Here is a 25,729-nt window from a genome sequence, read left to right as displayed (position 1 = left end):
GGCCTAGCGAACCATACCGCGAAGCAGCGCCGACGCCACCGCGATGCCGAGCACTGCGGCGACCACCAGCACGGCGACGTCGAGGAGCCCGTTCGCCGGGGTGCCGATCAACAACCCGCGGAGCGCGTTGACCTCATAGGACAGCGGGTTCACCGCCGACAGCCAGCGCAGCCATTGCGGCATCACGTCCACGGGATAGAGCGCATTGGACGCGAAGAACAGCGGCATCGTGATGGCCTGACCGATACCCATCAGCCGGTCGCGGTTGCGGACGAGCCCGGCCAGCGCCATCGACAAACAGGCGAAGAAGGCCGAGCCGAGGACGACGACGCCCATCGCGCCGAGGATCTTCAGCGGGTTCGCGGTCAGGTGCACTCCGAGCACGAACGCGAGCGCGACCACGCCGATCACCTGCACGACCGAACGGACGCCGGCGGCGAATGCCTTGCCGGTCACGATCGCCGACGCGGGCGCGGGGGTGACCATCAGCTTGGCCAGGATGCCTGCGTCGCGATCCCAGACGATCTGGATTCCATAGAAGATCGAGATGAACAGCGCGGACTGGGCGATGATGCCGGGCGCCAGAAAAGCCAGATACGGGACCTCGCCGGTGTCGATGACGCGCAGTTGCGAGAACGTCTGCCCGAAGATCAGCAGCCACAGCGCGGGCTGCACCATCCGGGTGAGCAACTCGGTGCGGTCGCGGCGCAGCTTCTGCATCTCCACGAGCGCGAAGGCCCCGATGCGTACGGCCGTCCCGCGGATCCTTCGCAATCCCCGCGGGGCGTAGACGAGCTCGGCCTCTGTTCTGGGTTCAACTGACACGGCGTGCCGTCCGTCTGCTCGCCCGCACGGCACGCAGGTTCTCCCGGGTCTCCCCGGTGAGATCGGCACCGGCGTAATGGCGGAACACGTCTTCGAGCGTGGCGTCGTGGCCGTCTTCGCGCTGTTGGTCAACAGTGATCTGGCGTTTGAGGTCGGTGGGCGTGCCGACGACCTGCAGCCGGCCGTGGTCCATCAGCGCGACGCGGTCGCACAGCACGTCGGCCTCCTCCATGTAGTGCGTGGTGAGCAGCACTGTCATCCCGAACTCGTCCTGCATGCTGCGCACCTGCGTCCACACGCTCTCGCGCGCGATCGGATCGAGCCCGACGGTGGGCTCGTCGAGGATCAGCAGCGACGGCTGGTTCACCAGCGCCTGAGCGAGCTCGAGGCGGCGCACCATGCCACCGGAGTAGGTGCTCGCGGGTTCGTCGGCGACTTCGAGTAGTTGCATCGCGTCCAGTGCGTCGTCGACACGGGCCCGCCGGGCAGTGCGTGGCACGTCGTACAGCCTGGCGAACAGCTCGACGTTCTGGCGGCCCGTCAACGCGGACTCGATCGAAAGTTGTTGAGGCACATAGCCAATGTTGTGCCGGATATCCATGGTGCGGCGTTTGGAGTCCATCCCGAAGATCGACACCCGGCCGTCCTGGACGGGCGTCAGCGTGGTGAGCACACGCACGACCGTCGTCTTACCCGCCCCGTTGGGGCCGAGCAGTCCGACGGTCTCGCCGGAGTGCACCTGCAGGGTCAGATCGTCGACGGCGGTGAAGTCGCCGTAGCGGTGGGTCAGGTTCTGGCAGTCGATGGCCAGGCTCGTGTCGGGGGACTGAGTCACGGCGCCTCCTGCAACATCCGGGTCATGCGGGCCAGGACCTCCAATCCGCGGGCGAGATCGTCGCGATCGCGGGCGTCGAGTTCGTCGAGTACGGCGGCCAGGGCTTCGCGGCGTGCCGCCCGGGACTCGTCGGCGATCTGCTGGGCGGGTTCGGTCAGGTGCAGCCGGCCGACCCTGCGGTCGTCGGGGTCGACGGTGCGGACCAGGAATCCGTCGCCGACGAGTTTCGAGACCAGTGTCGAGGCGGTGTTGGGCACCAGCGCGAGCTCCGTCGCGGCCTCGCGCACCGAGATGCCGGGCTGCCTGCCGACGAGGCGCAACAGCTCCACCTGGGATTGCGTGAGGCCCGTGCCGTCGAAACCCGGCCGTGTGGTGCGGCGCATCTGCCGACGGAATCGGCCGACGACGCTGAAGAGCCGGCCGGCGAGATCGGTGGAGGTGTCCACCACCCCACAATAACTCTGTAACAGAGGTTGTTTGTCGGCGACCCATGAGCTGGCAACCGTGGCCACTCGGTAGGTCGCCGCCGCTCTTCGGCTCCTACACCCGGCCCGCCCGGCCGGTGCGGCCACGGTTGCGGCAGCAGGTTCAAGCTAACACAGGCGCCCGTAAAATCCGGGTTAACTGAGCAGCTAAGCGTGGTGTCGCACAACAGTTTTCAGTCACGTGTTTGATGCCGCGGCGCGCAGCACCATCACCGCGCGGGCCTCCACCGAAAGTTTGGCTTCCGCAGGCAGGGGCCGCGACCCCTCGATGACCGCACCGTCGACCGTGTAGATCACCGGCTGCCATGCGCTGCCGAACTCCTTCGGCGGAAGCGTGAAGTCGATCGGTTCGTAGTGGGCGTTGAAGCACAGGACGAACGAATCGTCGACCACCCGCTGACCTCGGGAGTCCATATCCGGGATGCCGTGGCCGTTGAGGTAGACCGCCACCGATTTCGCGAAACCGGAGCCCCAGTCCTCGCCCGTCATCTCTGCACCCTCGGGGGTGAACCAGGAGATGTCGGGCAGGCCGGCCTGACCGCGGCGTCCGAGCGGCTTCCCGCTGAAGAACCGCCTACGCCGGAACACCGGGTGGTCGGCGCGCAACTTCGACACCGATCGGGTGAACTCCAGCAGGCCTTCGTCCACGTTGGACCAGTCGATCCAGGTGATCTCGTTGTCCTGGCAGTAGCCGTTGTTGTTGCCACCCTGGGTGCGGCCCAGTTCGTCGCCGTGACAGATCATCGGCACGCCCTGGGACAGCAGCAGCGTGGTCATGAAGTTGCGTTCCTGCCGGGAACGCAGCTCGAGAATCTCCGGATCGTCGGTGGGGCCTTCGGCGCCGCAGTTCCACGACCGGTTGTGGCTCTCGCCGTCGTTGTTGTCCTCGCCGTTGTCCTCGTTGTGCTTCTCGTTGTAGGACACCAGGTCGCGCAGTGTGAACCCGTCGTGCGCGATGACGAAGTTGATCGACGCCACCGGGCGCCGCGCCGTGTGCTCGTACAGGTCGGCCGACCCGGTGAGGCGGTAGGCGAACTCGTCGAGCGTGGCCGGTTCGCCGCGCCAGAAGTCGCGCACGGTGTCGCGGTACTTGCCGTTCCACTCCGTCCACTGCGGCGGGAAATTGCCCACCTGATAGCCGCCCGGCCCGACATCCCACGGCTCGGCGATGAGCTTGACCTGGCTGACTGTCGGGTCCTGCTGCACGAGTTCGAAGAACGTGGCCAGCCGGTCCACCTCGTAGAACTCGCGGGCCAGCGTCGAGGCCAGGTCGAACCGGAACCCGTCGACGTGCATCTCGGTCACCCAGTACCGCAAGGAGTCCATGAGCAGCTGCAATGTGTGCGGATGGCTCACGTTGAGGCTGTTGCCGGTCCCCGTGTAGTCCATGTAGTAGCGCTTGTCGTCGTCGACAAGGTGGTAGTACGCGGCGTTGTCGATGCCACGCATCGACAGCGTCGGGCCCATGTGGTTGCCCTCGGCGGTGTGGTTGTAGACGACGTCGAGGATGACCTCGATGCCGGCCTCGTGCAGCGCACGCACCATCGCCTTGAACTCCTGCACCTGCCCGCCCGGATTCGGATTCGAGCTGTACTTCGCGTCGGGGGCGAAGAAGCCGATGGTGTTGTAGCCCCAGTAGTTCGACAGACCCTTGTCGATCAGCGTCGAGTCGTTGGCGAAGTGGTGCACGGGCATCAGCTCGATCGCGTTGACACCCAGGCTCTTGAGGTGGTCGATGATCGCCGGGTGCGCGACGGCTGCATAGGTTCCCCGGATCTGCTCGGGGATGTCGGGGTGCGTCTGCGTGAGGCCCTTGACGTGCGATTCGTAGATGACGGTGTCGGCGTATTCGTGCTGCGGCGGGCGGTCCACACCCCAGTCGAAGTACGGGTTGATGACGACCGACTTCGGCATGCTCGCCGCCGAGTCGTCGTCGTTGCGACTGTCGGGGTCACCGAAGTTGTACGAGAACAGCGACTGGTTCCAGTCGAACTTGCCGTCGATGGCCTTCGAGTACGGGTCCAGCAGCAGCTTGTTCGGGTTGCAGCGTGAGCCCGCCGCCGGGTCGTACGGTCCGTGCACGCGGTAGCCGTACCGCTGCCCGGGCTCGATGTTCGGGATGAAGCCGTGCCACACGAAGCCGTCCACCTCGGGCAGAGTGATGCACGCGGTCTGTTCGCCGTCGGCGTCGAACAGGCACAGCTCGACCTTCTCCGCGGCCTCGCTGAACAGCGCGAAGTTCGTTCCGGAGCCGTCGTAAGTGGCCCCCAGGGGGTAGGCCTTGCCCGGCCACAACTCCAGCACGATGCCGGTGTCCGATGAGCTGGCGATCTGGGTCAAGTAGCACTCTCCTCAGCGATGAATCCCTGTCGACGACGCTAGGGGATGCCCAGATGAACCGCCGTGCAACCGTCGGATGTCTCACACCGCCGAAATTCGTGCGTTACCCCGCCACCCGCACGCCTGCGGCCCGCAACGCGTCGACGGCCTCGGCGGACGACGTCGGTGACACCCCGGCGGTCAGGTTCACCAACACCGCGGTGCGGAACCCCGCGGCCACCGCGTCGGCGGCGGTCGCCTTCACGCAGTAGTCGGTCGCGATGCCCACCACGTCGACCTCGTCGACGTCGCGTTCCCGCAGCCACTCCGCCAACGCGGCGCCGGTGTCGTCGGCACCTTCGAAACCGCTGTAGGCCGCCGAATAGTGCCCCTTCTTGAAGACCGCCTCGATCGGCGACGTGTCGAGGTCGGGATGGAACTCGGCTCCGTTGGTCTCGGCGACACAGTGCACGGGCCAGGAGTCGACGAAGTCGGGGGTGGCCGAGAAGTGCGACCCCGGGTCGATGTGAAAATCCTTGGTAGCCACCACATGTCGATAGCCGTGGTCGCCGGCCAGAAGATCGTTGATCCCGCGGGCCACCGCTGCGCCGCCCTCGACAGCGAGCGAACCGCCCTCGCAGAAGTCGTTCTGCACGTCGACGATGATGAGTGCTCTGGTCATGGCGTCACGCTATCGCCGCCGCGGTCGATGCGCTGGTGCGCGGTCAACAGGAGATGGTCGAACGTCGCGCGAGGCGGCAGGGTCTCGTCGTAGGTGAGCTCGCTGTACTCGCTCAGCAACTGCTCGGCCAGCAGGCGCAACTTGACGTTCGCGTCCTGCGAACGCCAGCGCAGCAGCTCGAACGCCGTCTGCTCGTCGACCCGGTAGATCAGCATCAACATGCCCTTCACCTGTTCGATGACCGCGCGGTTCTCGGTGATCTCGGCCAGCGCGGCGGACACCATCGCCGTCGTCTGGGCGTCGGTCGGCGTCATGTCCACGTAGAACCCGTGGGTGCCGATCAGGCGGCCGGCGTCGTCGAGAAGCTGATCACCGATCACCACGACCTCGTGGGTGGCACCGCGGGTGTCGATGATGCGGTGGCGGGTCGAGAAGGTGCGATGCGTGCGACGCATCTCGTCGAGCGTGGCGGCGACCTGCTGACGGTCCTCGGGATGCTTGTGGGACAGCACCAGCTCGGTCGTCGGTGTCACCGAACCGGGTTCGTAGCCGTGCAACAACTGCGCCTGCTCCGACCACTCCCAACGCTCGTCGGCGAAAAAGAACCGGAACCAGCCGACGCGCTCGGGTGCCCCGCCCGCGAGTGCCTGTTCCAGTGAATCCTCGCTGGTCACAGCGTCGATTCTAGCCGCCGAACAGCAGGTACAAGCCGGTGAAGGTGTACCCGACCATGACCAGCATCATGGCGAGTTGACCGGTGAGCTGGTGGCGTTCGGGCAGCACGGCCAGCGCCCGGTCGTGCGCCGCGACGACCCCGGCGACGTGGCCGAACAGGACGAACCCGACTTTCAACGTCGCCAGGACCGCCGGGTGCATCGACAACACATAGGCCACTTCGCCATCCGCGACACCGAGCAGCCGGTACACGGTCTGCTGGCCACGCTCCACGAGGTAGGTCAGATAGTGGGCGAACACATACCCCAGCACGATAGGTATCAGCGAATGTGCCAGCAGCCCAGGCAGTTCCCGGCGGGTTCGGGAATCGACCCCGCCGGTGCAACGCGCGGCGAAGCTGAATGTCGCCCCGACGACGCAGACGAACAGCAGAAGTCCGGCAGTGCGAAGCGCCGTGGCCGAGAACGCCGAGTCGGTCACTTGGTCGACCCAGCTTCGCATCTGCGGCATGGCCGAAAAGCTGTCGAACGCGGTGGACCCCAGCAGCACCGACAACACGGCGACGATGCCGGGCCGCACCGGCAGGGTCAGAAGAGTGTCGAACGGATTTCCGACCGCGATGCGGCCGTCCGGGTTACGGCGGAACAGCGAAAACCGGGACGCGACAACGCTGTACACGTCGAATGGGTCGGCGCGCGCCGACCAGCGGGAGCCGCACGCCAACGTTCCCGCCAGCGTCACGACGAGATAGACGATGAGCCAGGTCCGGATCGCCGACAGCGATCCCGGGTCGGGGCTTGCCAACTCAAGCCACACGAACGCGAACAAACCCGCAGCCGCGGGCCAGTACCCGAGCGCATCGGGGTAGCGCATTCCGAGGGTGCGGCCGCCGAGGAAGCGGTGCAGTGCCCGCACCGGCGACATCACCCGCCACACCGGTCCGAGGACAACCGACAACGCGACCAGGCCGACCCATAGAAGTACGTAAAACACACCGGGTAGCGGGTTTTCGGCATTCTGCGGGCCGACAAACGCCGCCACCGCCACCCAGGCGGTGAGCAGCAGCGCCGCTGCGGCCAGCAGCCATCGGGTCAGCGGCGCGTCCACGGCGCCGGTGACCCACCGGGGCAGTGCACGACCGGGTCGGGTCGCGTCGAACCGGGGTTTACGCCACGCCAGCGCGACGACGGCGAACGTGGCCGTCAACGCCCAGGCGGCACCGATCAGGGCGTAGGTGAACGGGATCGGGAGATCCGCCGAACCGCCGAGGCCGTGCGCCAGAAGTTGTGACGTCACTGCACCTGAATCGTCGCGATCGTGGTGTGCAACTCATGCAGTTCGACGTCGACTCGGCCGGGGACGCCGACGCTGAACTGGAAGGACTGGGCGGGCCCGATGGCGACCGGGAAGGAGTGTTCCGGCGACGAGTGGACGTGCAGCTCGTCGACGGCGTCGCTGTCGACGCGGATGACGATCTGCTCGTTGAGCCCTGCCTGCAGCTGCTCGTTGGTCGGGGTGACCTTCCCGCCCTTGATGGCGACATCGATGACGAGCCGGTCCGGGGGTGTCTGGGCGTCGGTCATCTCCGACGGTGCGACGGTGCCGGATTGTGCTGTGGGCTCCGCAGATTCGTTCGATCCCGCGCAGCCGGCGAGAAGCCCTGCCGCTGCCGTGATGGCGAGGAGTCGTGCTGGGAGTTTCACGGTTTCCTGTCGTTGTCGGGTTTGCGCCGGTTCTTGGCGGCGATGTACACGATCACGCCGGCGACGACGATCGCGGGGGCGAACGCGGGCACCGCCAGCCAGATCGGGTGGTCGGCGAGGATCACCACCTCCGGTGAGGCGGTCATGCCTGAGCGGACGGTTCGAACTCCGCCTCGCTGCCGCTGGACTCGCTGCGGTTGATCCGGCCACCGCCCCAGGTGATTCCGGCGATCATCGCGAGGGTGCAGAACAGAACGACCAGGCAACCGATCAACCACAGCGACTGCGGGATGTCGGGGCTGCGCTCGCGCTGCAGGATGGTGATCTCGGAGACGAACGGGCGCGTGAACTGTGCCTCGGCCGGGACCTCCTGCGCGCCGATGCCGGGATCGCCCGCGAGGTAGATCGGGACCGCGGTCAGCGTGCGGCCGTCGTGGACACGCAGCAGCGTCTTCCACGTCCCCGACACCGGCATCGGCTCGGTGGAGACGTAGTGACCGGGGCCGACCTTTTCCAGCGGATCGACGAACTGACCTGTCTGGTTGGCCAGACCGCCCTGCCAGCCCAGCACGGCCACCCAGTTCGGGTTGTCGCTGACGACGTCCGGCGGGTTGAAACGCACGTCGGCGGTCACGTACCGACCTTCACCGGGCCCCTGCGCCTCGGTCAGCGTCACCGACGCCGTCGCGTTCTGCGGCGTGTCATAGCGCAGGCCGTTGGCCGCCGCGACGCCGATGACGAGGACCGTCATCGCCACCAGTCCGGCGCCGAGCTTGCGGCCGGGGATCTTCTGGCCGGTGACCACCATGCCGGCCATCGCCCCGCAGGCGCCGACGAGTACGGCGACCGGAATCGCCATCCCGAGCGCCTCGGGCCAGATGCTCGACGGCCAGGCCAACGGGTAGACGGCGTTGATCCAGAACGACTCGATCCACAGGCCCAAGGTGGCGATCCCGAGCCCGGAGACGGCACCGAACAGGATGGGCCGCTTGAGCAACGGGGTCAGCGCGACGAGTTCGACGACCAGCGCCGCACCGAGGTAGAGCGGGAACCAGTTGACCGGTGCGTCGAGCACGGGCGCCACCAGGAACGCCACGATGCCGCGCAATCCGATGGCAATGACCGCCGCGATCAGGGCGGCACCGCGGCCGAGGAAGATCCGCGCCATCACCAGCGCCAGTGCGGCAGCGGCCGCGATCAGCATCGGCTGGAAGACCTGCCGAAACTGTGGGACGCCGAAATCGAATTCGATCTGGTACACCGAGGCGCCGATCAGGACGCCGGCGAACGCGAGGTACAGCACGAACTTCAAACCGATGCCGTCGCGCGGAACGTCCGGCGCGACCGAGCGCTTCCCCTCGTACTCCAGGAAGGCCGCCGCAAGTGTCGAGAAGCCCGCTCCGCCGATCATCATCAGGTGCGTCGGGCCCCACAACGTCACGTCCTGGCCGAAAATGCGGTGCCAGATGTCATCGAGCGGGAAGCCGAGAAGCGCGTACATGCCGCAACCGGCCATCACGATGCCGCCGACCGGCGCGTACCAGTCGTCGGTGATGCGGACCGCGGCCGGGCCGGGCCGGTCGTCGGCGCCGAGCGGCAGAACCATCGCGGTGCAGCCCGCGACGAAGATGCCGAACAGGCCGATCAGGATGAAGTAGTGGGCCGGGTTGGCCAGCGCGCCGTCGTCGCGGCCATTGCCGATGTGCAGGCTGACGTCCCAGATGAAGCCGAACAATGCGCAGATGATCGACGACGTGAACAGCGCGACAGGCAGCGCAACCCACGATGGCCGTTTGAACCGGTGTCCCATCCAGTCGGCGAGACTGGTCAGCCACGTGATCTTGTGATTGCGGTGCATCCACCCGATCCACAGCAAGATCGCCGCGACGACCCCGCCGGCCGCCGTCAACGCGATGATCTCGTGAATGGCTGTACCGCCGCCCTCGTTGCCCGCCGGCTGAGCGAGAACCGATACCGCCAGCTGAGATTGCTCCATTGCCGCCCCCTGCTTTCGCGTGGCCGAACCTACCGGTCGGTAATGTTGCCAGAAACATCCCGGGTGAAACCAGGGGTACCGGGTTTTGTCGAACGCTTCCCAAATGCGGCCGGTCGCGTCAATATGAAGGCATGTCCGGGGGGAAAACTGTCTTTGAGCTGCGCGTACACGGGGTGTCGGGCACGCCGCCCGAACAGATGCTGCATTGCCCATCCGAATTCTTGAAGCTGGAGAAGGGGGACCGGGACGCGGCTTTCTTTCGCCGGGCTGGATGGGTCGATGACGCCGCAGGTCGCCCCGAGGAGGACCAGGGCCAGTGGCGGCGCCGGATGGAGGCCTATTCCTGGGGAGGGCTGACATCGCGTCGCGCCAGCCGCGCACTGTGGGTACTTCTTCTGCCCTTCAGTCTGATCAACCTTGCGCACTGGATGCTGCCGCCCACCAAGCACCGGCGTACTGCCCTCATCGTCGTGGCCGCGTTGAGGTTGCTCGCGCTGTCCTTCACGCTCACCTTGTTGCTGACGATGGCCGTGGCCGTGCTCGACATCGCGGTGTGGCAGTGCGGTGCGCTCCCGTTCTGCAGTGCCGGCTGGGGGCCGCTGACCTTCCTGTCCGAACTGAGCAGTGGGGCTCGACTGGCCCTGGGTTCACTACCGCTGCTGGCAGTCATCGTGGTGCTGTGGTTCCGCGGCCGCGAGGAATCAAGCCTCGTCGAGAAAGAAAACATGTTGCCGCCGGACCCGGTGGTGCTACCCGGAGCCAAGTCTCCGCTGGTGTGCGAGAACTTCTGGAACCGCGATCCTGCGGTCCCGCGGATGCGGGCCTGCCATGTCGCCGCGTGGTCATCGGCTCTGGGTGCGCTGCTGTGCGCAGTCGCGCTCAACTATCAGCACGACGGGATCACCGGCGCGGTCAATATCCTCGTCGTCACCGTGAACGCGGCGATCCTGGCCGTGGCCGTCGCGGCGACCGGATGGAACAAAGCGACGGGCCGCGGAGGCGAACCTCCGCACAAGAGGGTTCACGGCGTGCTGATGGCGCTGCGCTGGGTCGCGCTCGGTGGTCTCGGGGTGACCCTGATCTGGATTACGTTCTGGGCCGGGATCCCCGACCGGGCGCCGGCCACCTACCTTCCCGGATTGCGGACGGCCGTGTACGCACTTCTCGCCGTGCAGGGCACGCTGCTCGTGGTCGCCTTCGCCGGTACCGCGCTGGCGCTTCGCGGGCAGCCCACCAGACCCGAGGGGGTGGGCGAGGACTATTCGCCGACGGTCAAGGGATTCACGGGTCCGTTCGTCGCGCTCTTGGGTTGGCTGCTCGGCGGCGCGCTGAGCGTCGGTGTCGGCGCGTGGGCGGCACAGATCCTCGGATCTCTGGTGTTGTCCAGTCAGGAAGCCGCTGCGGAACTCGCCAGGCGCAGTCTCATCCTCGCCAGCGCGCAGCGCGGCTTCGAAAACAAACTCGACGCCGCCGATATGGAGACGCCGCTGATCGTCCCGCCGCCGTATCTGTGGACCTCGGTGGCCATGGCGGTCATGATCGCCGTTGCGACTGTGTGGTCAATTGCTCTGTGGCGCAGGTCGGTTCGACGTGCAAACGGGGTTCACCCGGGCGATCCGGACGCTGAGAAAGCGGCCCCCAAGGAGGTCTGGAACCCGATCGCCAGCAGTCGTGCACTTGCGGCGCTGACGGATTCGGGTCCGAATCTGATCGCCGGCCTCGCCGTGGTGGGCCTCGTTGTGTTCGTCGCGACGGCGTTGTTCTTCACGCGCTTCCCCGGGTACGTTCCCCGTCCGGGGCTGGGGATGACGGTGATTCTCGGCGCCCCGGTCGTCCTGGTCATTGCCCTGGTCCTGTTGGCAGTACAGGGATTTCGAAACAAAGAGCGGCGCAGGGTCGTCGCCATCCTGTGGGATGTCGTCACGTTCTGGCCGAGGTCGACGCATCCGCTGACCCTCCCGTCCTACGGCGGTCGCACCGTTTACGATCTCCGGACCCGGATGAAGGAACTCACAACGAACGCACCTGATGGTTCAGCGGCCACCAGGGTTGTTCTCGTGGCCCACAGCCAGGGCACCATCATTGCCGCTGCGACACTCATGCAGTGCACGGAGGCTGACGAGTTCTACCCGCTGCTGACCTTCGGGTCTCCTCTGCGGCGCCTGTATGCCCGGAACTTCCCCGCGTACTTCGGGTATCCCGCGATGACGGCGCTGCGAAATCAACTGTTGCGTCCCCACCCACGGTGGATCAACCTGTGGGCACACACCGATCCGATCGGAGGCTGGGTATTCGACCCGGCCTGGGTGTACTTCCTCGACAAGGACAAGACTCGGTCGATGCCAGATGCGTTGGCCAAGGGTGACTGCCGCATCCTCGACCTTCCTCAGCAAGCTGTCGACCCGTATGCGATGCGGCCAGATGGTGAGATATGCCGGCACGGCGGCTTCTGGGAACGCGACGATTTCACTCAGGCGGTCACGGCGTTGCAGGGACAGGTGATGCCCAAGGACGAGGGGCTCGGATCGAGTGCGACCGCACCGCCGATGTTCCAGGGGATGTAACACTCACTTACGCGGTGGCCGAAGGACTTTCATCGCCATCTGCATGATGGGCCCGGGAACCCGGTCCTTCATCGACAGCGCGGTGCTGCCGACCTGGGTGCGCACCGGGGTGCCGCGGCCGAACATCCGGTTGATGGGCCCGCCAGTGGGTTCCAAATCGACGTGCAACGGTGGCTTGCCGTCCGCGGCGCCGAGTGCGTTGGCGATCACCATCCGCTGAATCTCGCTGGTGCCTTCGAAGATGGTGTACAGCTTGGCATCTCGGTACCACTTCTCGACCGGATGATCCTTGACATAGCCGTAGCCACCCATGGTCTGGACGGCACGCTCGGTGGCCTTCACCGCGAGCTCGCTCGCGGCAAGCTTCGACATCGAGCCCTCGCCCCGCTCGAACGGCACCCCCGTGGCGGCCATCCAGGAGGCGCGCCACGTCAGCAGTCGTGCGGCGTCGAGACCGGTCGCGATGTCGGCCAGCGGGAACGAGATTCCCTGGTTGTCGATGATGGGGCCGCCGAATGCCTCGCGCCTGTTCGCGTACTCGGTGACGTATTCCAAAGCGGCGCGGGCGATCCCGAGAGCCTGCGCCGCGACCATCGGCCGGGTCTGCTCGAACGTTCCGAGGGTGGCCGAACCGGAGTGCTTGGCTCCCTCGACCGCCTCTCGGGCGCGGGCCAGCTTGTGATCGAGCTTCTCCTGCCCGCCGAGGAGGTTCTCCGCGGGCACCCGGACCGACGTGAACTTCAGCTCGGCCGTGTGCGACGCACGGCAACCGAGCTTGTCGAGCTTGCGCACCATGTCCAGTCCTGGAGTTCCACCCGGAACGACGAAGAGCGCCTGCCCTTTGTGTCCGAGCTCCTGGTCGACGACGGCGTTGACGACGTGGACGTTGGCGATGCCGCCGTTGCCGATCCACATCTTGTGGCCGTCGATGATCCAGTCGGCATCCGGTCCGGAGCCGTCGCGGACCGCAGTGGTCCGCAGATTGCGCACATCGCTGCCGCCCTCCGGCTCCGAGATTGCCAGCGCGGCAAGCTTGAGATCCCCGGGAGTGCCGAAGCACTCCGGCGCCCACTGCAGCATCTGCTCCGGCGAGGCGGCCTGACCGATGGCAGACAAGGCCAGGGCGGGCATCACCACGGCCAGGCCGATGCCGGCACACCCCCAGAAGAGCTCCTCCATGAACATCGGCAGAGACAGGCCCGTCGGATCACCGATCAGGTCCCGGTAGAACAGCGGGCTGTAGAACCCGCGATTGGCCGCTTCCTCCAGCACGGGCCAGGGGAACTCCTGCCGCTGGTCGTAATCGGCGGCGACAGGACGGATGACCTCTTCAGCGAACTCGTGCGCGCGCCGGGCGAGGTCGTGCTGGGCGGCCGTCGGGGTGATGTCGAAGGTCATGAGAAAACACCGAGTTGAGTGCACACATGTTCACTGGTACCCAGTTCCGTGGTGGGCTACCCGCTCAGCCACGGCGTGATCGGCCGGATCCGAAGACTCGCGAAGCCCGGCGACGACGCCGCTGCGATTCCGGTCGGGCTGGTTCTGCGACATCTTGGATTTGCCCTCGATCCTGCTGATGCTCAGCTCCACCCCGACGATGCCCTTCAGCTGTCCGGCGACGTAGGACTCGGGTGCGTCGGAGACCTGCCACGGATCGGCGCGGTCCCGCTCGTGACGTTCGGTCAGCTTGCCGACGAGATCACGCAACCACTCGGCGTCGTCGTGCGCCATCAGCTCGCCGTGGACGGTGAGCACGTCGTAGTTCCACGTCGGCACCACCTTTCCCGTTTCGCGCTTGGTGGCGTAGAACGACGGCGAGATGTAGCCGTGTGGTCCGGAGAAGATCGCGACGGTGGCTCCACCGACGGCCTGCCAGTGCGGGTTCGCGCGTGCGACGTGTCCGACCAGTGAGTGGCGGTCCGCGTCGTAGAGCAGAGGCAGCGGAGTCACGAGCAGGCCGTCTGCCTGGTGGGTGACGAGGTGGGCGAAGCCGCCGCGTTCCAGCGCGGCGCCGATCTCGGCGTCGGTCAGTGCGAACTTGGGCGGGATGTACATGGTGTGTCGAGCGTAGAACTGGTCCAGTCGGGTGGAGCTTTGAGGCTGGCGAGCGCGAGGCTGCTGATGCCCATCAGGACCATCGTCAGGATCAGGAAGTTCGTGTAGCCGCCGAAGATGTCGGAGGTGGCCCCTGCGGCGAGGGGCCCGAACGCCGTGCCCAGCGACAGCGCCGCCACCAGACCGCCGAACAGGCCGCCGAAGTTCTTGAGTCCGAAGTAGCGCGACGCCAGGTAGGCGATCACGTCGACTTCGGCGCCGAGCGTGAGACCGAACAGCGCCGCGGCAACGGTCTGACTGACGGGGCTGCTGCCGTCGATCAGCAGCGCTGCGCAGCCGAGGATCGGCACCAGGTAGGCGCAGGCGCCGACGACTCTCCCGGGGAAACGATCGAGCAGTAGGCCGACGCCTAACCTGCCGACGATGGAGAAGATGCCGACCAGCGCCGCCGTACCCGCGGCCGCCAGCGGGTCGGTGCCCGCGTCGCGCAGGATCGGGACGAGGTGCACCACCACCCCTAGCGTCGTGAAGGCGAACAGTCCCGCCGCGACCAGCAGCTTGTAGAACGTGGCCGACCGGAGGCCCTCGGCGAGCGTGACACCCGGCAACTCTGCCTGAGGCTCGGCCGGCGCGTCGGAAGCCGGCGCGGGCACTTTGTCATCCTGGGCGCCGCGGAAGAAGAGGCACACGGCGACCACGACCAGGCCGCCCCATATCCCGGCGAGCCCGAAGAATGCGCCGCGCCAACCCCATTCGCCGATGAACATCGTGGCCAAGGGCGGGAACACCGCGGCGGCAAGCGATCCGCCGGACAGCGTCACCGCGAATGCCAGCCCGCGGGATGTCTCGAACCGGCTCGCCACCGCCGAGGTCCAGACGGTGGTCTGCACCCAGAAGCATGCGAACGCCAGCACCGCCCACAGCAGAATCCAGTTCGCCATCGACCCTGTCGCGGTCCCCAACAGGCCGAAGGCGAGTGCCATCAGAATCGCACCGACGATGCCGACCCTGCGTGGGCCCAGGCGGTCGACCATCAGCCCGATCGGCAGCGCCGCGACGGCGGCCGCCATGCCGACGATGGTCAGCCCCACCGACGTCTCCGCGCGGCTCCAGCCGAAGGCATCCTGTAGTGGCTGCATGAACGCGCCCAGCGAATAGACGTGGATGACGCCCATCGAGTAGCCGAGGCCGGCGGCGATCGGCACCGGGCCGTAGCGCCGCCACTCCGATAGCGCCGCGCTGTCGAACTTCTCCATGACACTCCTTGCGCTGAGCGAGTGCTCAGGAGTCTAACCAGCGCGTGCCTCCGCGATCCGGCGTTGCGCCTCTCCCGTCGAGATGCGCAGTCGCCGGGCGAGAACCTCGGCCCACGGGGCGCCCGCGAACTCGACGGGCGGCGGCCCCGCGACCATCCGCCCGAGCAGCCGGCGCTGCGTGACGGCCAACTGCTTGGCGACGTCGTCGAGGGCCACCAGCAGGGCTCGCTGATCGGGAGGTGGCAGGGTCTGAAACGGCAGTGTGGAGACTGCCCGGAGCGCGTGATCCACGGCGGAGAGTGCCGCCGTCACTTCTTTCTTCGAACTCATGTTCGACAGCGTACGAGTGGGGTCTGACACGTCGATACGCTTGAGCGCATGGCCCGAAAGTTCGCCACCGCGGATTCCGTCACCTTGCCCGAACTCCTCGACTTCGTCCGTCCTCGGCACCGGATGGTGCTGACCACCTTCCGCGCGGGGGAGTCGCTGCAGAGCTCCCCGGTGACCGGTGGGGTGGATGCCGACGGCCGCATCGTCGTCGCGACCTATCCGCAGCGCGCCAAGACCGCCAACATCCGGCGGCGGCCGCGCGCCAGCGTCATGGTGCTGTCCGACGAGTTCGACGGTCCGTACGTCCAGATCGACGGCCACGCCGAGGTCGTGGATCTGCCGGACGCGGTCGAACCGCTGGTCGAATACTTCAGGTCGGTCGCCGGCGAACACCCCAATTGGGACGAGTACCGGCAGGCCATGCTCGATCAGCGCAAGTGCCTCATCAGGGTCACCCCGCAGCGGTGGGGACCGGTCGCGACGGGCGGCTTTCCGCCCGCGTAGCGAGGGCCCCCGACGAGGCCGAACAGGAAGATCGGCCCCGGTTGTGGTAGTCAGAGCAAGCGGACACATTGCGTCAGCTAGCACGTCAAACTATAGTCTGGACACATGTCCAGGAGGGTTCGGATTTCTTGCTCCACACAATTCGGCCAGCTCAAGGCCGCTCTCCAGGATTCGTGAGCTGACTATGCGCATCGCTCTTCTGTCGTATCGAAGCAAGACCCACTGCGGTGGCCAAGGGGTGTACGTCCGGCGCCTGAGCTCAGGCCTGGTCGAACTCGGCCACGACGTCGAGGTCTTCTCCGGCCCGCCCTACCCGGAGCTTCTCGACCCCCGGGTACGCCTGACCGAGGTGCCGAGCCTCGATCTGTACCGCGAGCCAGACCCGTTCCGAATCCCGCGGCCCACCGAGATCAAAACCAGTATCGATCTCGAAGAGCTGCTGACCACCTGGACGGCCGGCTTCCCCGAACCCAAGACGTTCAGCATGCGCGCGGCGCGTCTGCTGGCCGAACGCCGCGACGACTTCGACGTCGTCCACGACAACCAGTGCCTCGGCACCGGCCTGCTCGACATCGCCGCGTCCGGCCTGCCCGTCGTGGCCACCGTGCATCACCCCATCACCAGGGACCGGGTGCTCGAGGTGGCAGCGGCGAAGTGGTGGCGCAAGCCCCTCGTGCGCCGCTGGTACGGGTTTGCTGAGATGCAGAAGGACGTGGCGAGGAAGATCCCGGAACTGGTCACCGTGTCGTCGACATCGGCGGCCGACATCGCCGAGGATTTCGCCGTCAGCCCCGACCAGCTCAACGTCGTACCGCTCGGGGTGGACACCCAGCTGTTCCAGCCTTCGGAGCATCGGGTGCGCAACCGCATCATCGCGATCGCCAGCGCCGACGTACCGCTCAAGGGTGTCAGCCATCTTCTGCACGCCGTCGCGCGGCTGCGCGTCGAGCGCGACCTCGAACTGCAGCTCGTCGCGAAGCTCGAGCCCAACGGGCCGACGGAGAAACTGATCGCAGAACTCGGCATCTCCGACATCGTGCACATCTCCAGTGGGCTTTCCGACTCCGAACTCGCCAACCTGCTGTCGTCGGCCGAAGTCGCTTGCATCCCTTCGCTTTACGAGGGCTTCTCGCTGCCCGCGGTGGAAGCCATGGCCAGCGGCACCCCGATCGTCGCCAGTAGGGCCGGGGCACTGCCCGAGGTCGTCGGCGCGGACGGCGAGTGCGCACGGCTGGTGAAACCCGCAGACGTGGGTGAGCTGACCTCCGTGCTGGGTGAACTGCTGGACTCGCCAAGGGAATTGCGCAGGCTCGGTGACAACGGTCGCCGCCGCGCCGTCGAAGTATTCAGTTGGGAATCCGTCGCCGCGCAGACCGTCGCGGTGTACGAGAGAGCATGTGAAAGGGTCGCGACGTGCTGACCGTGGACTACGACCGCTTGGGTGTGGGCGCCGGAACGAAGGTGATCGACGTCGGCTGCGGTGCAGGACGCCACACGTTCGAGGCCTTCCGGCGCGGCGCCGACGTCATCGGATTCGACCAGAGTGTCTCCGACCTCAACGATGTCGACGAGATCCTGCAGGCGATGAAGGAACAGGGCGAGGCGCCGGCGTCGGCGAAGGGCGAAGCCGTCAAGGGCGACGCACTGGACCTGCCGTACGCCGACGGCACCTTCGACTGCGTCATCGCCTCCGAGATCCTCGAGCACGTGCCCGCCGATGAGCAGGCGATCTCGGAACTGGTCCGGGTGCTCAAACCCGGTGGTGCGCTGGCGATCACCGTGCCGCGCTGGCTGCCCGAGCGGATCTGCTGGGCGCTGTCGGACGAGTACCACGCCAACGAGGGTGGACACATCCGCATCTATCGGGCCGACGAATTGCGCGACAAGGTGCTGGCGCACGGTCTGGAGCTGACCCACTCCGAGCATGCTCACGCACTGCACGCGCCGTACTGGTGGCTCAAATGCGCTGTAGGAACCGAGAAGAACGACCATCCCGCGGTGACGGCGTATCACAAGCTGCTGGTCTGGGACATGATGAGCCGGCCGTGGCTGACACGTACCGCAGAGGCTGCACTCAACCCGCTGATCGGCAAGAGCGTGGCGCTCTACTTCAGAAAGCCTGCTGCCACTGATGGATGACATCCCCGGCGTGCCGGGTGTGTTCACGCCGGCCCAGTGTCGGCAGACAGCCGAATCCATTGCCGCGACTCAAGAGTCCAGCGGTGCGATTCCGTGGTCGGACGGTGGCCACACCGATCCGTGGGACCACATCGAGAATGCGATGGCGCTGACGGCGGCGGGCCTGCTCGAGCCCGCCCGCGCGGCTTTCGAGTGGTCACGCACGATGCAACGGCCCGACGGGACCTGGCCGATCCAGCTGCGCAACGGCATCGTCGAGGACGCCAACAGCGACACCAACTTCTGTGCCTACATCGCCACCGGTGTCTGGCACCATCTGCTCGTCACTGGCGACCGCAGTTTCGCCGACGTGATGTGGCCCGTCGTGGTCAAGGCCATCAACTTCGTCCTCGAATTGCAGTCCAGCACGGGCGAAATCGGCTGGGCCCGAGGCCAGGGCGGTGACGCCGACGAGGCGCTGCTGACGGGTTGTGCCAGCATCCACCACAGCATCCGGTGCGCACTGGCACTCGCCGACTACGTCGAGGACCCACAGCCCGAATGGGAGGTCGCCGTCGGCCGTCTCGGTCACGCCATCGTGCACCACCCCGATGCGTTCGTGACCAAAGAACGCTGGGCGATGGAGTGGTACTACCCGATTCTCGGCGGTGCGTTGCGTGGCCCGCAGGCGCGGGCCCGCATCGACGATCGCTGGGACGACTTCGTCGTCCCCGGCCTCGGAATCCGCTGTGTGGACGACCGGCCGTGGGTTACGGGCGCCGAAACCTGTGAACTGGTCATGGCTTTGGACGCGATCGGGCAGCGGACACGCGCTCACGAGCAGTTCGCCGCGATGCATCACCTCCGCGAGGAGGACGGCTCCTACTGGACCGGCCTGGTGTACGACGACGGCAAGCGCTGGCCCGTGGAACGAACCACGTGGACCGGAGCCGCCGCGATCCTGGCCGCCGATGCGCTGACGTCGACGACGCCGGGAAGCGGTATCTTCCGCGCCACCGACCTGCCGAGAGGCCTTGAGGGCGAATACGATTGCGAGTGCGCGACCAGCGAACTCTAGACGCGCTCCAGGACGCGCATCGAGCCCGTGGCCAGAACCTCGCGGAAGTCGCCGCTGTCCAGCGCGCGCCGGTAGATCAGGTACGGGGGCCGACCACCGTCAGCCGGATCCGGAAACACGTCGTGGATGATCAGCGCACCGCCGACCTCGACCCGGTGGGCCCAGCCGTCGTAGTCGCGATTGGCCGCTTCCTCGGAGTGTCCGCCGTCGATGAACAAGAGCCGCAACGGAGTTCGCCATCCCCGGGCGACCACCGGGGAGCGCCCGACGATCGCGACAACATGGTCGTCGAGACCGGCGGCGTCCAGCGTGTGGCGGAATGTGGGCAGCGTGTCGAACAACCCGGTGACAGGGTCGACCATCGACGAGTCGTGGTACTCCCATCCGACCTGATGCTCCTCGGAACCGTGATGGTGGTCGACGGTGTAGATGAGGCCACCGGTCTGCTGTGCGGCAGCGCCGAGCATGACGGTCGACCGTCCGCAGTATGTGCCGATCTCGACACCGACTCCGTCGCCGAGGTACCGCACCGCGGTGTCGTAGAGCGTTCGCCCTTCGTCGGCGGGCATGAAACCGATGACCCGCTCGGCGAGTTCGAACAGGGTCGCCGCGGCAGGCGGCAGGGCCTGGGTGTGCTGGCCCGGTGTGTCGTCCATGGCGCACCAACTTACCGTTGCTGGCGCAGCCGGGACCCTAGTGGTTCCCGATGTGTTGTAGTAGCGTCCGGACATGTGTCCGATCCGACTCTGGAGTCGACTCGGCGTCGCCTGACGGCCAGACAGGCCGACACCGTCGACCGTCTCGGTCGGGCGGCTCTCGATCTGCTCAGGCGGGACGGCTTCGCGGGTCTGACGGTGCGGCGCGTCGCCGCCCAAGCGGGTGTCGGGGCCGCGACGGCCTACACGTACTTCTCCTCCAAAGAACACCTCGTGGCCGAGGTGTTCTGGCGGCGGCTGTCCGCGTCTCCCCATGTCGAGCATGCGTCGGGGGATCAGGCGACCCGGGTGACCGAGGTGCTCGCGCACATCTCGCTGCTCGTCGCCGACGAACCCGAGTTCGCCGGCGCGGTGACGACGGCGCTGATCGGCAAGGATCCCGACGTGGAGGTGCTGCGGCAGCGCATCGGGCTCGACATCAGGGATCGGTTGGCCGAGGCGCTCGAGCCCGGCACGGATGCCGAGGTGATCGATGCGCTCGAAATGCTGTACTCGGGTGCGCTGGTGCGCGCCGGTATGGGTTACGCGTCCTATCAGGAGATCGCGGCCAAGCTGGAGAAGTCGGCGCGGTTGATGCTGCGCTGACCTCTGTTCAGCGCGGACCGAGCAGAGCCGTCGCAGCAGCCACCGCAGGATCGGCGATGCCATGCATGTCGCGGTCGTCCTCGACGAAAAGTGCTGTCAATTCCCGTAATCCGCCGAGCAGGATCAGCGCGATCGGCGCAGCGATGGGCTCGAGGTGTGCGCGACGGAAGCCAGCACTGCTCGTCAGCGCGACGAGCATGTCGGTCAGATCGCGCATCACCTGGCGATGCAGTGGACGGGCCACCGCCCCGAGTGCCGGCGCTTCCCGGATCCAGCACAGCGTGATCGCGGGCCTGGCACTGATGTGGTCGACGTAGGCGCCGACGGCCTGGCGGATCTGGACATCCCACTCGGCGTCCGGATCGACGGTCTCGGTGATCGAGGCGATCAGATCGACGTTGTTGCGGCGCAGGAGCTCGATGAGGCTTTCCTCCTTGCTACCGAACTGCTCGTAGAACGTGCGCTTGGACGTGCGGGCATGCCGCACGACATCGGCGACGGTCGTCTCGCGATACCCGCGCTCGGCGATCGAGGCTGCGAGTCCGTCGAGCAGCCGGTCGGCTGTCACAGAATCCACCTCCCGACCCTTGCGCGGCTTTGGTACCAACCGGTACCGTACCGGACATGACAGCGGTACATAGCAGTACCAAGCAACGCCCCGACGCCCCGACAGGGGCCGTGCGGCTCCCACCTGTCCCGAGGATCCCCCGCGTCCTGCAGGCCGTGGGGTTCTCGGTCTCGCGGAAGTGGACCGTCGCCCAAATCGCGCGGCGTCACGGCGACGTCTTCGCGATGAGCCTGCCCGTCTTTGGCCCGACCATCATGGTGTGCGACCCGGCACTGGCCAAACAGCTCTTCATGGCCAACACCGACGACGTCGGCAACATCCAGCCCAACCTGTCGCGCGTGCTGGGTCCTGGCTCGGTGTTCGCGCTCGACGGCTCCGGCCATCGCCGCAGGCGCAAGCTCCTGACGCCGCCGTTCCACGGCAAGAGCATCAAGAACTACGAGCGGATCTTCGAAGAGGAGACGCTGCGGGAAATGGCGGACTGGCCGCAGGGCGACCCGTTCGAGACCCTCGAACCGATGATGCGGATCACGCTCAACTCGATCCTGCGTGCGGTGTTCGGCGCCGACGGCGCCCACCTCGACGAGCTGCGGCGGATCATCCCGCCGTGGGTCACCCTCGGCTCGCGGCTGGCGGTACTGCCCACACCGCAGCGGACGTACGGGCGGTTCAGTCCGTGGGGCCGGCTCGCGACCTACCGTCGTCACTACGACGAGGTGATCGGCCGTCTGATCGACGCCGTCCAAGCGGATCCGAACTTCGAAAACCGCGACGACGTGCTCGCCCTGCTGCTGCGCAGCACCTACGAAGACGGCTCAACGATGTCGCGGCAGGACATCGGCGACGAACTCCTGACCTTGCTGGCCGCCGGCCACGAAACGACGGGAGCGACGCTGGGCTGGGCATTCGAGCGCATCAGCCGCCACCCCGAGGTGCTGGCCAAGCTGGTAGCGGAGGCGGACACCGACGGCAACGAGTACCGGCAGGCGGCCATCCTGGAGATCCAGCGGTCGCGCACCGTCATCGACTTCGCCGGCCGGCACGTCTACGCGCCCACCTTCGAACTCGGCGAATGGGTTATCCCGCAGGGGTATTCGATCGTCGTCGCGATCAACCAGGTGCATCACCGCGAACAGGAGTTCGCCGACCCCGACCGCTTCGACCCGCAGCGCTTCGTCGGCCAGCGGCCGACAAACTTCTCGCACATCCCGTTCGGCGGGGGAACCCGGCGCTGCGTCGGGGCCGCCTTCGCGAACGTCGAAATGGACGTCGTACTCCGAACGGTGTTGCGTCAGTTCACGATCGACACGACCACCGCGCCGGGGGAGAAGATGCACTCACGTGGAGTGGCCTACACCCCGGCAGACGGCGGCCGCGTCATCATGCGCCGGCGCTAGCGCGCTTCGGCAGCTTCCAGCCCGCGCGCGGGAAGTGGCACGTGTACCCGCTCGGGTAGCGCTCCAGGTAGTCCTGGTGCTCAGGCTCGGCCTCCCAGAAATCGGGAGCCGGACTGACCGCGGTGACCACCTTGCCGGGCCACAAACCCGACGCGTCCACATCGGCGATGGTGTCCAGCGCGACCTGACGCTGGTCATCGTCGACGTAGAAGATCTCAGAGCGGTAGCTCGTCCCGACGTCGTTGCCCTGCCGGTTTTTCGTCGTCGGATCGTGGATCTGGAAGAAGAACTCCAGCAGCGCACGGTAATCGGTCTGCGCCGGGTCGTAGACGATCTCGATCGCCTCGGCGTGACCCGGATGGTTGCGATACGTGGGGTGATCGTTATCGCCGCCGGTGTAGCCCACCCGCGTGGACACCACGCCGGGCTGCTTGCGGATCAGATCCTGCATGCCCCAGAAGCAGCCACCGGCCAGGACGGCTCGCTTGTTGTCGCTCACGCTTGCTCCTTCTCGGTCGCCTTCTCGAATAACTCACGGTACTGCCCGTAACCCTGCGCTTCGAGGTCGTCGAGGTGGACGAACCGCAACGACGCCGAGTTGATGCAGTAGCGCAGGCCGCCCTGGTCGCGCGGGCCGTCTTTGAAGACATGCCCAAGATGGCTGTCGCCGTGCGAGGAGCGCACCTCGGTGCGGATCATCAGGTGCGAGAGATCGCGCTTCTCCAGCACGTTCGCAGCGTCGATCGGTCGAGTGAAACTCGGCCACCCCGAACCGCTCTCGAACTTGTCGACCGAGGCGAACAGCGGCTCGCCCGAGACGACGTCGACGTAGATACCCGGCTCGTGGTTGTCCCAGTATTCGCCGGTGAAGGGCCGCTCGGTGCCGTTCTCCTGAGTCACGTGGTACTGCTCGGGAGACAGTGCGTTCACTGCGGTGGGATTCTTGTTGTATGTGCGTGTCATAGCGCTTCTATAACCTCCTGTACTGCGGTTTTAATCCCGCTGCTGGCCCCTGTCAGTAGGCTTTTCACATGCGTGTGCCAGCGGTCTTTGCGGCCCTCTGCGCGGTGTCGGTGGGTATCTCGGTAGGTATTGCCGGGCCTGCGGCCGCCCAACCGTCACCGCCCGTCCCGGTCCCCGAAACTCCGCCGGGCACGCCGGCGACGATGTTCGTCGACGACCCCGCCGTCGTCGACGCCTACCCGACGCGACCCCAGGCATGGAGCCGGCTTCCCGGGGACCGCGCGGTCCGTCTGCACTTCACGATCGGCACCCCGGACTGCTACGGCGTCACGGTGGAGACGTCGGAGACCGAGGACCAGGTCGTCGTCGATCTGAAGACGGGAACGGTGCCCACCGCCGTCGACCGCGCCTGCATCATGATCGCGCTGTCGGGCGGTCTCGACGTCCCGCTGCATTACCCGCTCGGCGACCGGCAGGTACTGAGCCTGACGTGACCCCAGGCGCTCGACCCGCCCTCGACAAAGGGCGCTAGAACGTGTTCTATTTTGAGCTGTGACGGGCAACACTTTCAGTCGCGACGAGCTCGCCGAGGCGTTCGCGGAATTCGAGAAGACGGTCGACCGCGCGGCGCAGACCCGCGACTGGGATCCCTGGGTTGACCAGTACAGCGACGACATTCTCTACATCGAGCACGCCGCAGGAACGATGCGGGGTCGCGAACAGGTGCGGCCCTGGATCTGGCAGACCATGGAGACCTTTCCCGGCAGCTACATGACGTCGTTCCCGTCGCTCTGGAGCGTCATCGACGAGGGCACCGGGCGCGTCATCTGCGAGCTCGACAACCCGATGCGCGACCCCGGCGACGGCACGATCATCAGCGCCACCAACATCTCGATCGTCACCTACGCCGGCGACGGAAAATGGAAGCAGCAGGAAGACATCTACAACCCGTTGCGGTTCGTGAAGGCGACGGTCAAGTGGTGCAAGAAGGCCGAAGAACTCGGCACACTGCCCGACGAAGCGGCCGAGTGGATGGCCAAGTACGGGGCGCGCACATGACCTCTCTTGTCATCGGGGCGAACGGATATCTCGGCAGCCACGTCACCCGGCAGCTCGTCGACTCCGGCGAGGATGTCCGTGTCATGGTGCGCGACGGCGCCACCACCATCGGCATCGACGACCTGGAGGTGACCCGCTACGTCGGCGACATCTGGAACAGCGCTGTCCTGCGCGAAGCCATGACGGGCTGCGATGTCGTGTACTACTGCGTCGTCGACACCCGCGGCTGGCTGCGCGACCCGGCGCCGCTGTTCCGCACCAATGTCGAGGGCACCCGCAACGTCCTCGACGTCGCGGTCGAGGCCGAGATCGCCGCCGGACTCCGGAAGTTCGTGTTCACCAGCAGCTACGTCACCGTCGGGCGCAAGCGAGGTCGCGTCGCCACCGAGGCCGACGCCATCGTCGATCGCGGGTTGACGCCGTACGTCCGGTCGCGGGTGCAGGCCGAGAACCTCGTCCTCACCTACGCCCGCGACAAGGGCCTGCCCGCCGTCGCGATGTGTGTGTCGACGACGTACGGCGGCCGCGACTGGGGCCGCACGCCGCACGGCGCGATCATCGCGGGCGCAGCGTTCGGCAAGCTGCCGTTCGTCATGGGCGGCATCGAGCTGGAAGCCGTCGGGATCGACGACGCGGCGCAGGCGATGATCCTGGCCGCGGAGAAGGGCACCGTCGGCGAGCGGTATCTGATCTCCGAACGGATGATCTCCAACGCCGACGTCGTGCGGAGCGCCGCCGACGCCGCCGGGGTGCCCGCCCCGACGAAGACGATCCCGCTCGCCCTGTCCTACGCCATGGCCGGTCTGGGCAGCGCGAAAGCCAAACTCAAGGGCACCGACGAACGGCTCTCGCTGGGCTCGCTGCGCCTGATGCGAGCCGAAGCGCCGGTGGACTGCAGCAAGGCCAAGCGTGAACTCGGTTGGAACCCAAGGCCTGTCGAGGAAGCGATCGCCGACGCCGCGAAATTCTGGGTGAGTCTGCGAGACGCCAAGAAGGCGCGCAAGGACTAGCGTCGA

Annotated in this window: 28 protein-coding genes; 10 read left to right on the top strand and 18 right to left on the bottom strand. The window is 66.8% G+C overall.

Annotated features, from left to right (window positions below; translation table 11 throughout):
• Positions 1 to 3: 3 nt before the first annotated feature.
• The 10 genes from P9A17_RS27795 to P9A17_RS27750 all read right to left on the bottom strand — a co-directional run bounded on the left by P9A17_RS27795 (position 4) and on the right by P9A17_RS27750 (position 9,520).
• Positions 4 to 825 carry an ABC transporter permease gene (locus P9A17_RS27795; protein ID WP_278041993.1) on the bottom strand — a complete coding sequence of 274 codons (822 nt, stop codon included), beginning with the start codon at positions 823 to 825 and terminating at the stop codon, positions 4 to 6.
• On the bottom strand, positions 815 to 1,660 hold the full coding sequence (locus P9A17_RS27790; protein WP_278041992.1) for an ATP-binding cassette domain-containing protein: 846 nt from the start codon (positions 1,658 to 1,660) through the stop codon (positions 815 to 817). Before P9A17_RS27790 ends, P9A17_RS27795 begins: the two co-directional genes overlap by 11 nt.
• Positions 1,657 to 2,106, bottom strand: a complete 450-nt coding sequence (locus tag P9A17_RS27785; RefSeq protein WP_278041991.1) for a MarR family transcriptional regulator — start codon at positions 2,104 to 2,106, stop codon at positions 1,657 to 1,659. The genes P9A17_RS27790 and P9A17_RS27785 overlap by 4 nt, the downstream gene beginning before the upstream one ends.
• Positions 2,107 to 2,322: 216 nt before the next feature.
• Entirely contained in the window at positions 2,323 to 4,485 is a 2,163-nt protein-coding gene (gene glgX, locus P9A17_RS27780; RefSeq protein WP_278041990.1) for a glycogen debranching protein GlgX, read from the bottom strand.
• 103 nt (positions 4,486 to 4,588) lie between these two features.
• Entirely contained in the window at positions 4,589 to 5,146 is a 558-nt protein-coding gene (locus P9A17_RS27775; protein ID WP_278041989.1) for an isochorismatase family protein, read from the bottom strand.
• Entirely contained in the window at positions 5,143 to 5,820 is a 678-nt protein-coding gene (locus tag P9A17_RS27770) for a PAS and ANTAR domain-containing protein (RefSeq protein ID WP_278041988.1), read from the bottom strand. The genes P9A17_RS27775 and P9A17_RS27770 overlap by 4 nt, the downstream gene beginning before the upstream one ends.
• 10 nt (positions 5,821 to 5,830) lie before the next feature.
• Complete coding sequence (locus P9A17_RS27765; protein WP_278041987.1) at positions 5,831 to 7,117, bottom strand: hypothetical protein; 1,287 nt, start codon at positions 7,115 to 7,117, stop codon at positions 5,831 to 5,833.
• Positions 7,114 to 7,524 carry a hypothetical protein gene (locus P9A17_RS27760; RefSeq protein ID WP_278041986.1) on the bottom strand — a complete coding sequence of 137 codons (411 nt, stop codon included), beginning with the start codon at positions 7,522 to 7,524 and terminating at the stop codon, positions 7,114 to 7,116. Before P9A17_RS27760 ends, P9A17_RS27765 begins: the two co-directional genes overlap by 4 nt.
• Complete coding sequence (locus P9A17_RS27755; RefSeq protein WP_278041985.1) at positions 7,521 to 7,670, bottom strand: hypothetical protein; 150 nt, start codon at positions 7,668 to 7,670, stop codon at positions 7,521 to 7,523. The genes P9A17_RS27760 and P9A17_RS27755 overlap by 4 nt, the downstream gene beginning before the upstream one ends.
• Positions 7,667 to 9,520 carry a hypothetical protein gene (locus P9A17_RS27750; RefSeq protein WP_278041984.1) on the bottom strand — a complete coding sequence of 618 codons (1,854 nt, stop codon included), beginning with the start codon at positions 9,518 to 9,520 and terminating at the stop codon, positions 7,667 to 7,669. The genes P9A17_RS27755 and P9A17_RS27750 overlap by 4 nt, the downstream gene beginning before the upstream one ends.
• A gap of 131 nt (positions 9,521 to 9,651) precedes the next feature.
• Between P9A17_RS27750 and P9A17_RS27745 the strand changes: the two genes are divergently transcribed.
• Positions 9,652 to 12,084, top strand: a complete 2,433-nt coding sequence (locus P9A17_RS27745) for a hypothetical protein (protein WP_278041983.1) — start codon at positions 9,652 to 9,654, stop codon at positions 12,082 to 12,084.
• A 3-nt stretch (positions 12,085 to 12,087) separates the two neighbouring features.
• Here P9A17_RS27745 and P9A17_RS27740 read toward each other — a convergent pair whose 3' ends face one another.
• The 4 genes from P9A17_RS27740 to P9A17_RS27725 are packed head-to-tail and all read right to left on the bottom strand — an operon-like array spanning position 12,088 to position 15,725.
• A complete protein-coding gene (locus P9A17_RS27740) occupies positions 12,088 to 13,482 on the bottom strand; it encodes an acyl-CoA dehydrogenase family protein (RefSeq protein ID WP_278041982.1) in 1,395 nt (464 codons plus the stop codon).
• Positions 13,483 to 13,512: 30 nt separating this feature from the next.
• Positions 13,513 to 14,139, bottom strand: coding sequence for an FMN-binding negative transcriptional regulator (locus P9A17_RS27735; RefSeq protein WP_278041981.1), 627 nt, complete (start codon positions 14,137 to 14,139; stop codon positions 13,513 to 13,515).
• Positions 14,112 to 15,395 (bottom strand): MFS transporter, encoded by a 1,284-nt coding sequence (locus P9A17_RS27730; protein ID WP_278041980.1) that lies wholly within the window; start codon positions 15,393 to 15,395, stop codon positions 14,112 to 14,114. Before P9A17_RS27730 ends, P9A17_RS27735 begins: the two co-directional genes overlap by 28 nt.
• A gap of 33 nt (positions 15,396 to 15,428) precedes the next feature.
• Positions 15,429 to 15,725: a DUF222 domain-containing protein gene (locus P9A17_RS27725; protein WP_278041979.1), complete on the bottom strand. Its 297-nt coding sequence runs from the start codon at positions 15,723 to 15,725 to the stop codon at positions 15,429 to 15,431.
• 48 nt (positions 15,726 to 15,773) lie between these two features.
• Between P9A17_RS27725 and P9A17_RS27720 the strand changes: the two genes are divergently transcribed.
• The 4 genes from P9A17_RS27720 (at position 15,774) to P9A17_RS27705 (ending at position 19,425) form a co-directional block, all read left to right on the top strand.
• Positions 15,774 to 16,229 (top strand): PPOX class F420-dependent oxidoreductase, encoded by a 456-nt coding sequence (locus P9A17_RS27720; protein WP_278041978.1) that lies wholly within the window; start codon positions 15,774 to 15,776, stop codon positions 16,227 to 16,229.
• Between the two features lie 184 nt (positions 16,230 to 16,413).
• On the top strand, positions 16,414 to 17,649 hold the full coding sequence (locus P9A17_RS27715) for a glycosyltransferase family 4 protein (protein ID WP_278041977.1): 1,236 nt from the start codon (positions 16,414 to 16,416) through the stop codon (positions 17,647 to 17,649).
• A complete protein-coding gene (locus tag P9A17_RS27710; protein ID WP_278041976.1) occupies positions 17,643 to 18,368 on the top strand; it encodes a class I SAM-dependent methyltransferase in 726 nt (241 codons plus the stop codon). Before P9A17_RS27715 ends, P9A17_RS27710 begins: the two co-directional genes overlap by 7 nt.
• Positions 18,361 to 19,425 (top strand): prenyltransferase, encoded by a 1,065-nt coding sequence (locus P9A17_RS27705; RefSeq protein ID WP_278041975.1) that lies wholly within the window; start codon positions 18,361 to 18,363, stop codon positions 19,423 to 19,425. Before P9A17_RS27710 ends, P9A17_RS27705 begins: the two co-directional genes overlap by 8 nt.
• Here the strand turns inward: P9A17_RS27705 and P9A17_RS27700 are convergent.
• Positions 19,422 to 20,081, bottom strand: coding sequence for a class I SAM-dependent methyltransferase (locus tag P9A17_RS27700; protein ID WP_278041974.1), 660 nt, complete (start codon positions 20,079 to 20,081; stop codon positions 19,422 to 19,424). The two genes, P9A17_RS27705 and P9A17_RS27700, sit on opposite strands and share 4 nt — an antisense overlap.
• A 75-nt stretch (positions 20,082 to 20,156) precedes the next feature.
• Here P9A17_RS27700 and P9A17_RS27695 point away from each other — a divergent pair, with 75 nt between their 5' ends.
• Positions 20,157 to 20,726 (top strand): TetR family transcriptional regulator, encoded by a 570-nt coding sequence (locus tag P9A17_RS27695; RefSeq protein ID WP_278041973.1) that lies wholly within the window; start codon positions 20,157 to 20,159, stop codon positions 20,724 to 20,726.
• Between the two features lie 7 nt (positions 20,727 to 20,733).
• Here the strand turns inward: P9A17_RS27695 and P9A17_RS27690 are convergent, their stop codons facing one another.
• Positions 20,734 to 21,294 (bottom strand): TetR/AcrR family transcriptional regulator, encoded by a 561-nt coding sequence (locus P9A17_RS27690; protein WP_278041972.1) that lies wholly within the window; start codon positions 21,292 to 21,294, stop codon positions 20,734 to 20,736.
• Between the two features lie 56 nt (positions 21,295 to 21,350).
• Between P9A17_RS27690 and P9A17_RS27685 the strand changes: the two genes are divergently transcribed.
• Positions 21,351 to 22,691, top strand: coding sequence for a cytochrome P450 (locus P9A17_RS27685; protein WP_278041971.1), 1,341 nt, complete (start codon positions 21,351 to 21,353; stop codon positions 22,689 to 22,691).
• Here the strand turns inward: P9A17_RS27685 and msrA are convergent.
• Positions 22,675 to 23,190: a peptide-methionine (S)-S-oxide reductase MsrA gene (msrA, locus tag P9A17_RS27680; RefSeq protein ID WP_278041970.1), complete on the bottom strand. Its 516-nt coding sequence runs from the start codon at positions 23,188 to 23,190 to the stop codon at positions 22,675 to 22,677. The genes P9A17_RS27685 and msrA overlap by 17 nt on opposite strands.
• Positions 23,187 to 23,654: a peptide-methionine (R)-S-oxide reductase MsrB gene (msrB, locus tag P9A17_RS27675; RefSeq protein ID WP_278041969.1), complete on the bottom strand. Its 468-nt coding sequence runs from the start codon at positions 23,652 to 23,654 to the stop codon at positions 23,187 to 23,189. Before msrB ends, msrA begins: the two co-directional genes overlap by 4 nt.
• Before the next feature lie 68 nt (positions 23,655 to 23,722).
• Here msrB and P9A17_RS27670 point away from each other — a divergent pair, with 68 nt between their 5' ends.
• Genes P9A17_RS27670 through P9A17_RS27660 form a run of 3 tightly spaced genes read left to right on the top strand, consistent with a single transcriptional unit; the run spans position 23,723 to position 25,723 of the window.
• On the top strand, positions 23,723 to 24,148 hold the full coding sequence (locus tag P9A17_RS27670; protein ID WP_278041968.1) for a hypothetical protein: 426 nt from the start codon (positions 23,723 to 23,725) through the stop codon (positions 24,146 to 24,148).
• Positions 24,149 to 24,206: 58 nt separating this feature from the next.
• Positions 24,207 to 24,713 carry a nuclear transport factor 2 family protein gene (locus P9A17_RS27665; protein WP_278041967.1) on the top strand — a complete coding sequence of 169 codons (507 nt, stop codon included), beginning with the start codon at positions 24,207 to 24,209 and terminating at the stop codon, positions 24,711 to 24,713.
• The gene (locus P9A17_RS27660; RefSeq protein WP_278041966.1) at positions 24,710 to 25,723 is read left to right on the top strand and encodes an NAD-dependent epimerase/dehydratase family protein; all 1,014 of its coding nucleotides are present in this window, start codon (positions 24,710 to 24,712) and stop codon (positions 25,721 to 25,723) included. Before P9A17_RS27665 ends, P9A17_RS27660 begins: the two co-directional genes overlap by 4 nt.
• Positions 25,724 to 25,729 lie beyond the last annotated feature (6 nt).

Origin of the sequence: Mycobacterium sp. 236(2023) (genome assembly GCF_029623955.1) — a bacterium.
In the GTDB taxonomy this organism is placed as follows: domain Bacteria; phylum Actinomycetota; class Actinomycetes; order Mycobacteriales; family Mycobacteriaceae; genus Mycobacterium.
The sequence above is the reverse complement of the archived record's forward strand: the minus strand, read 5'-3'. Positions and strand labels throughout refer to the sequence as shown.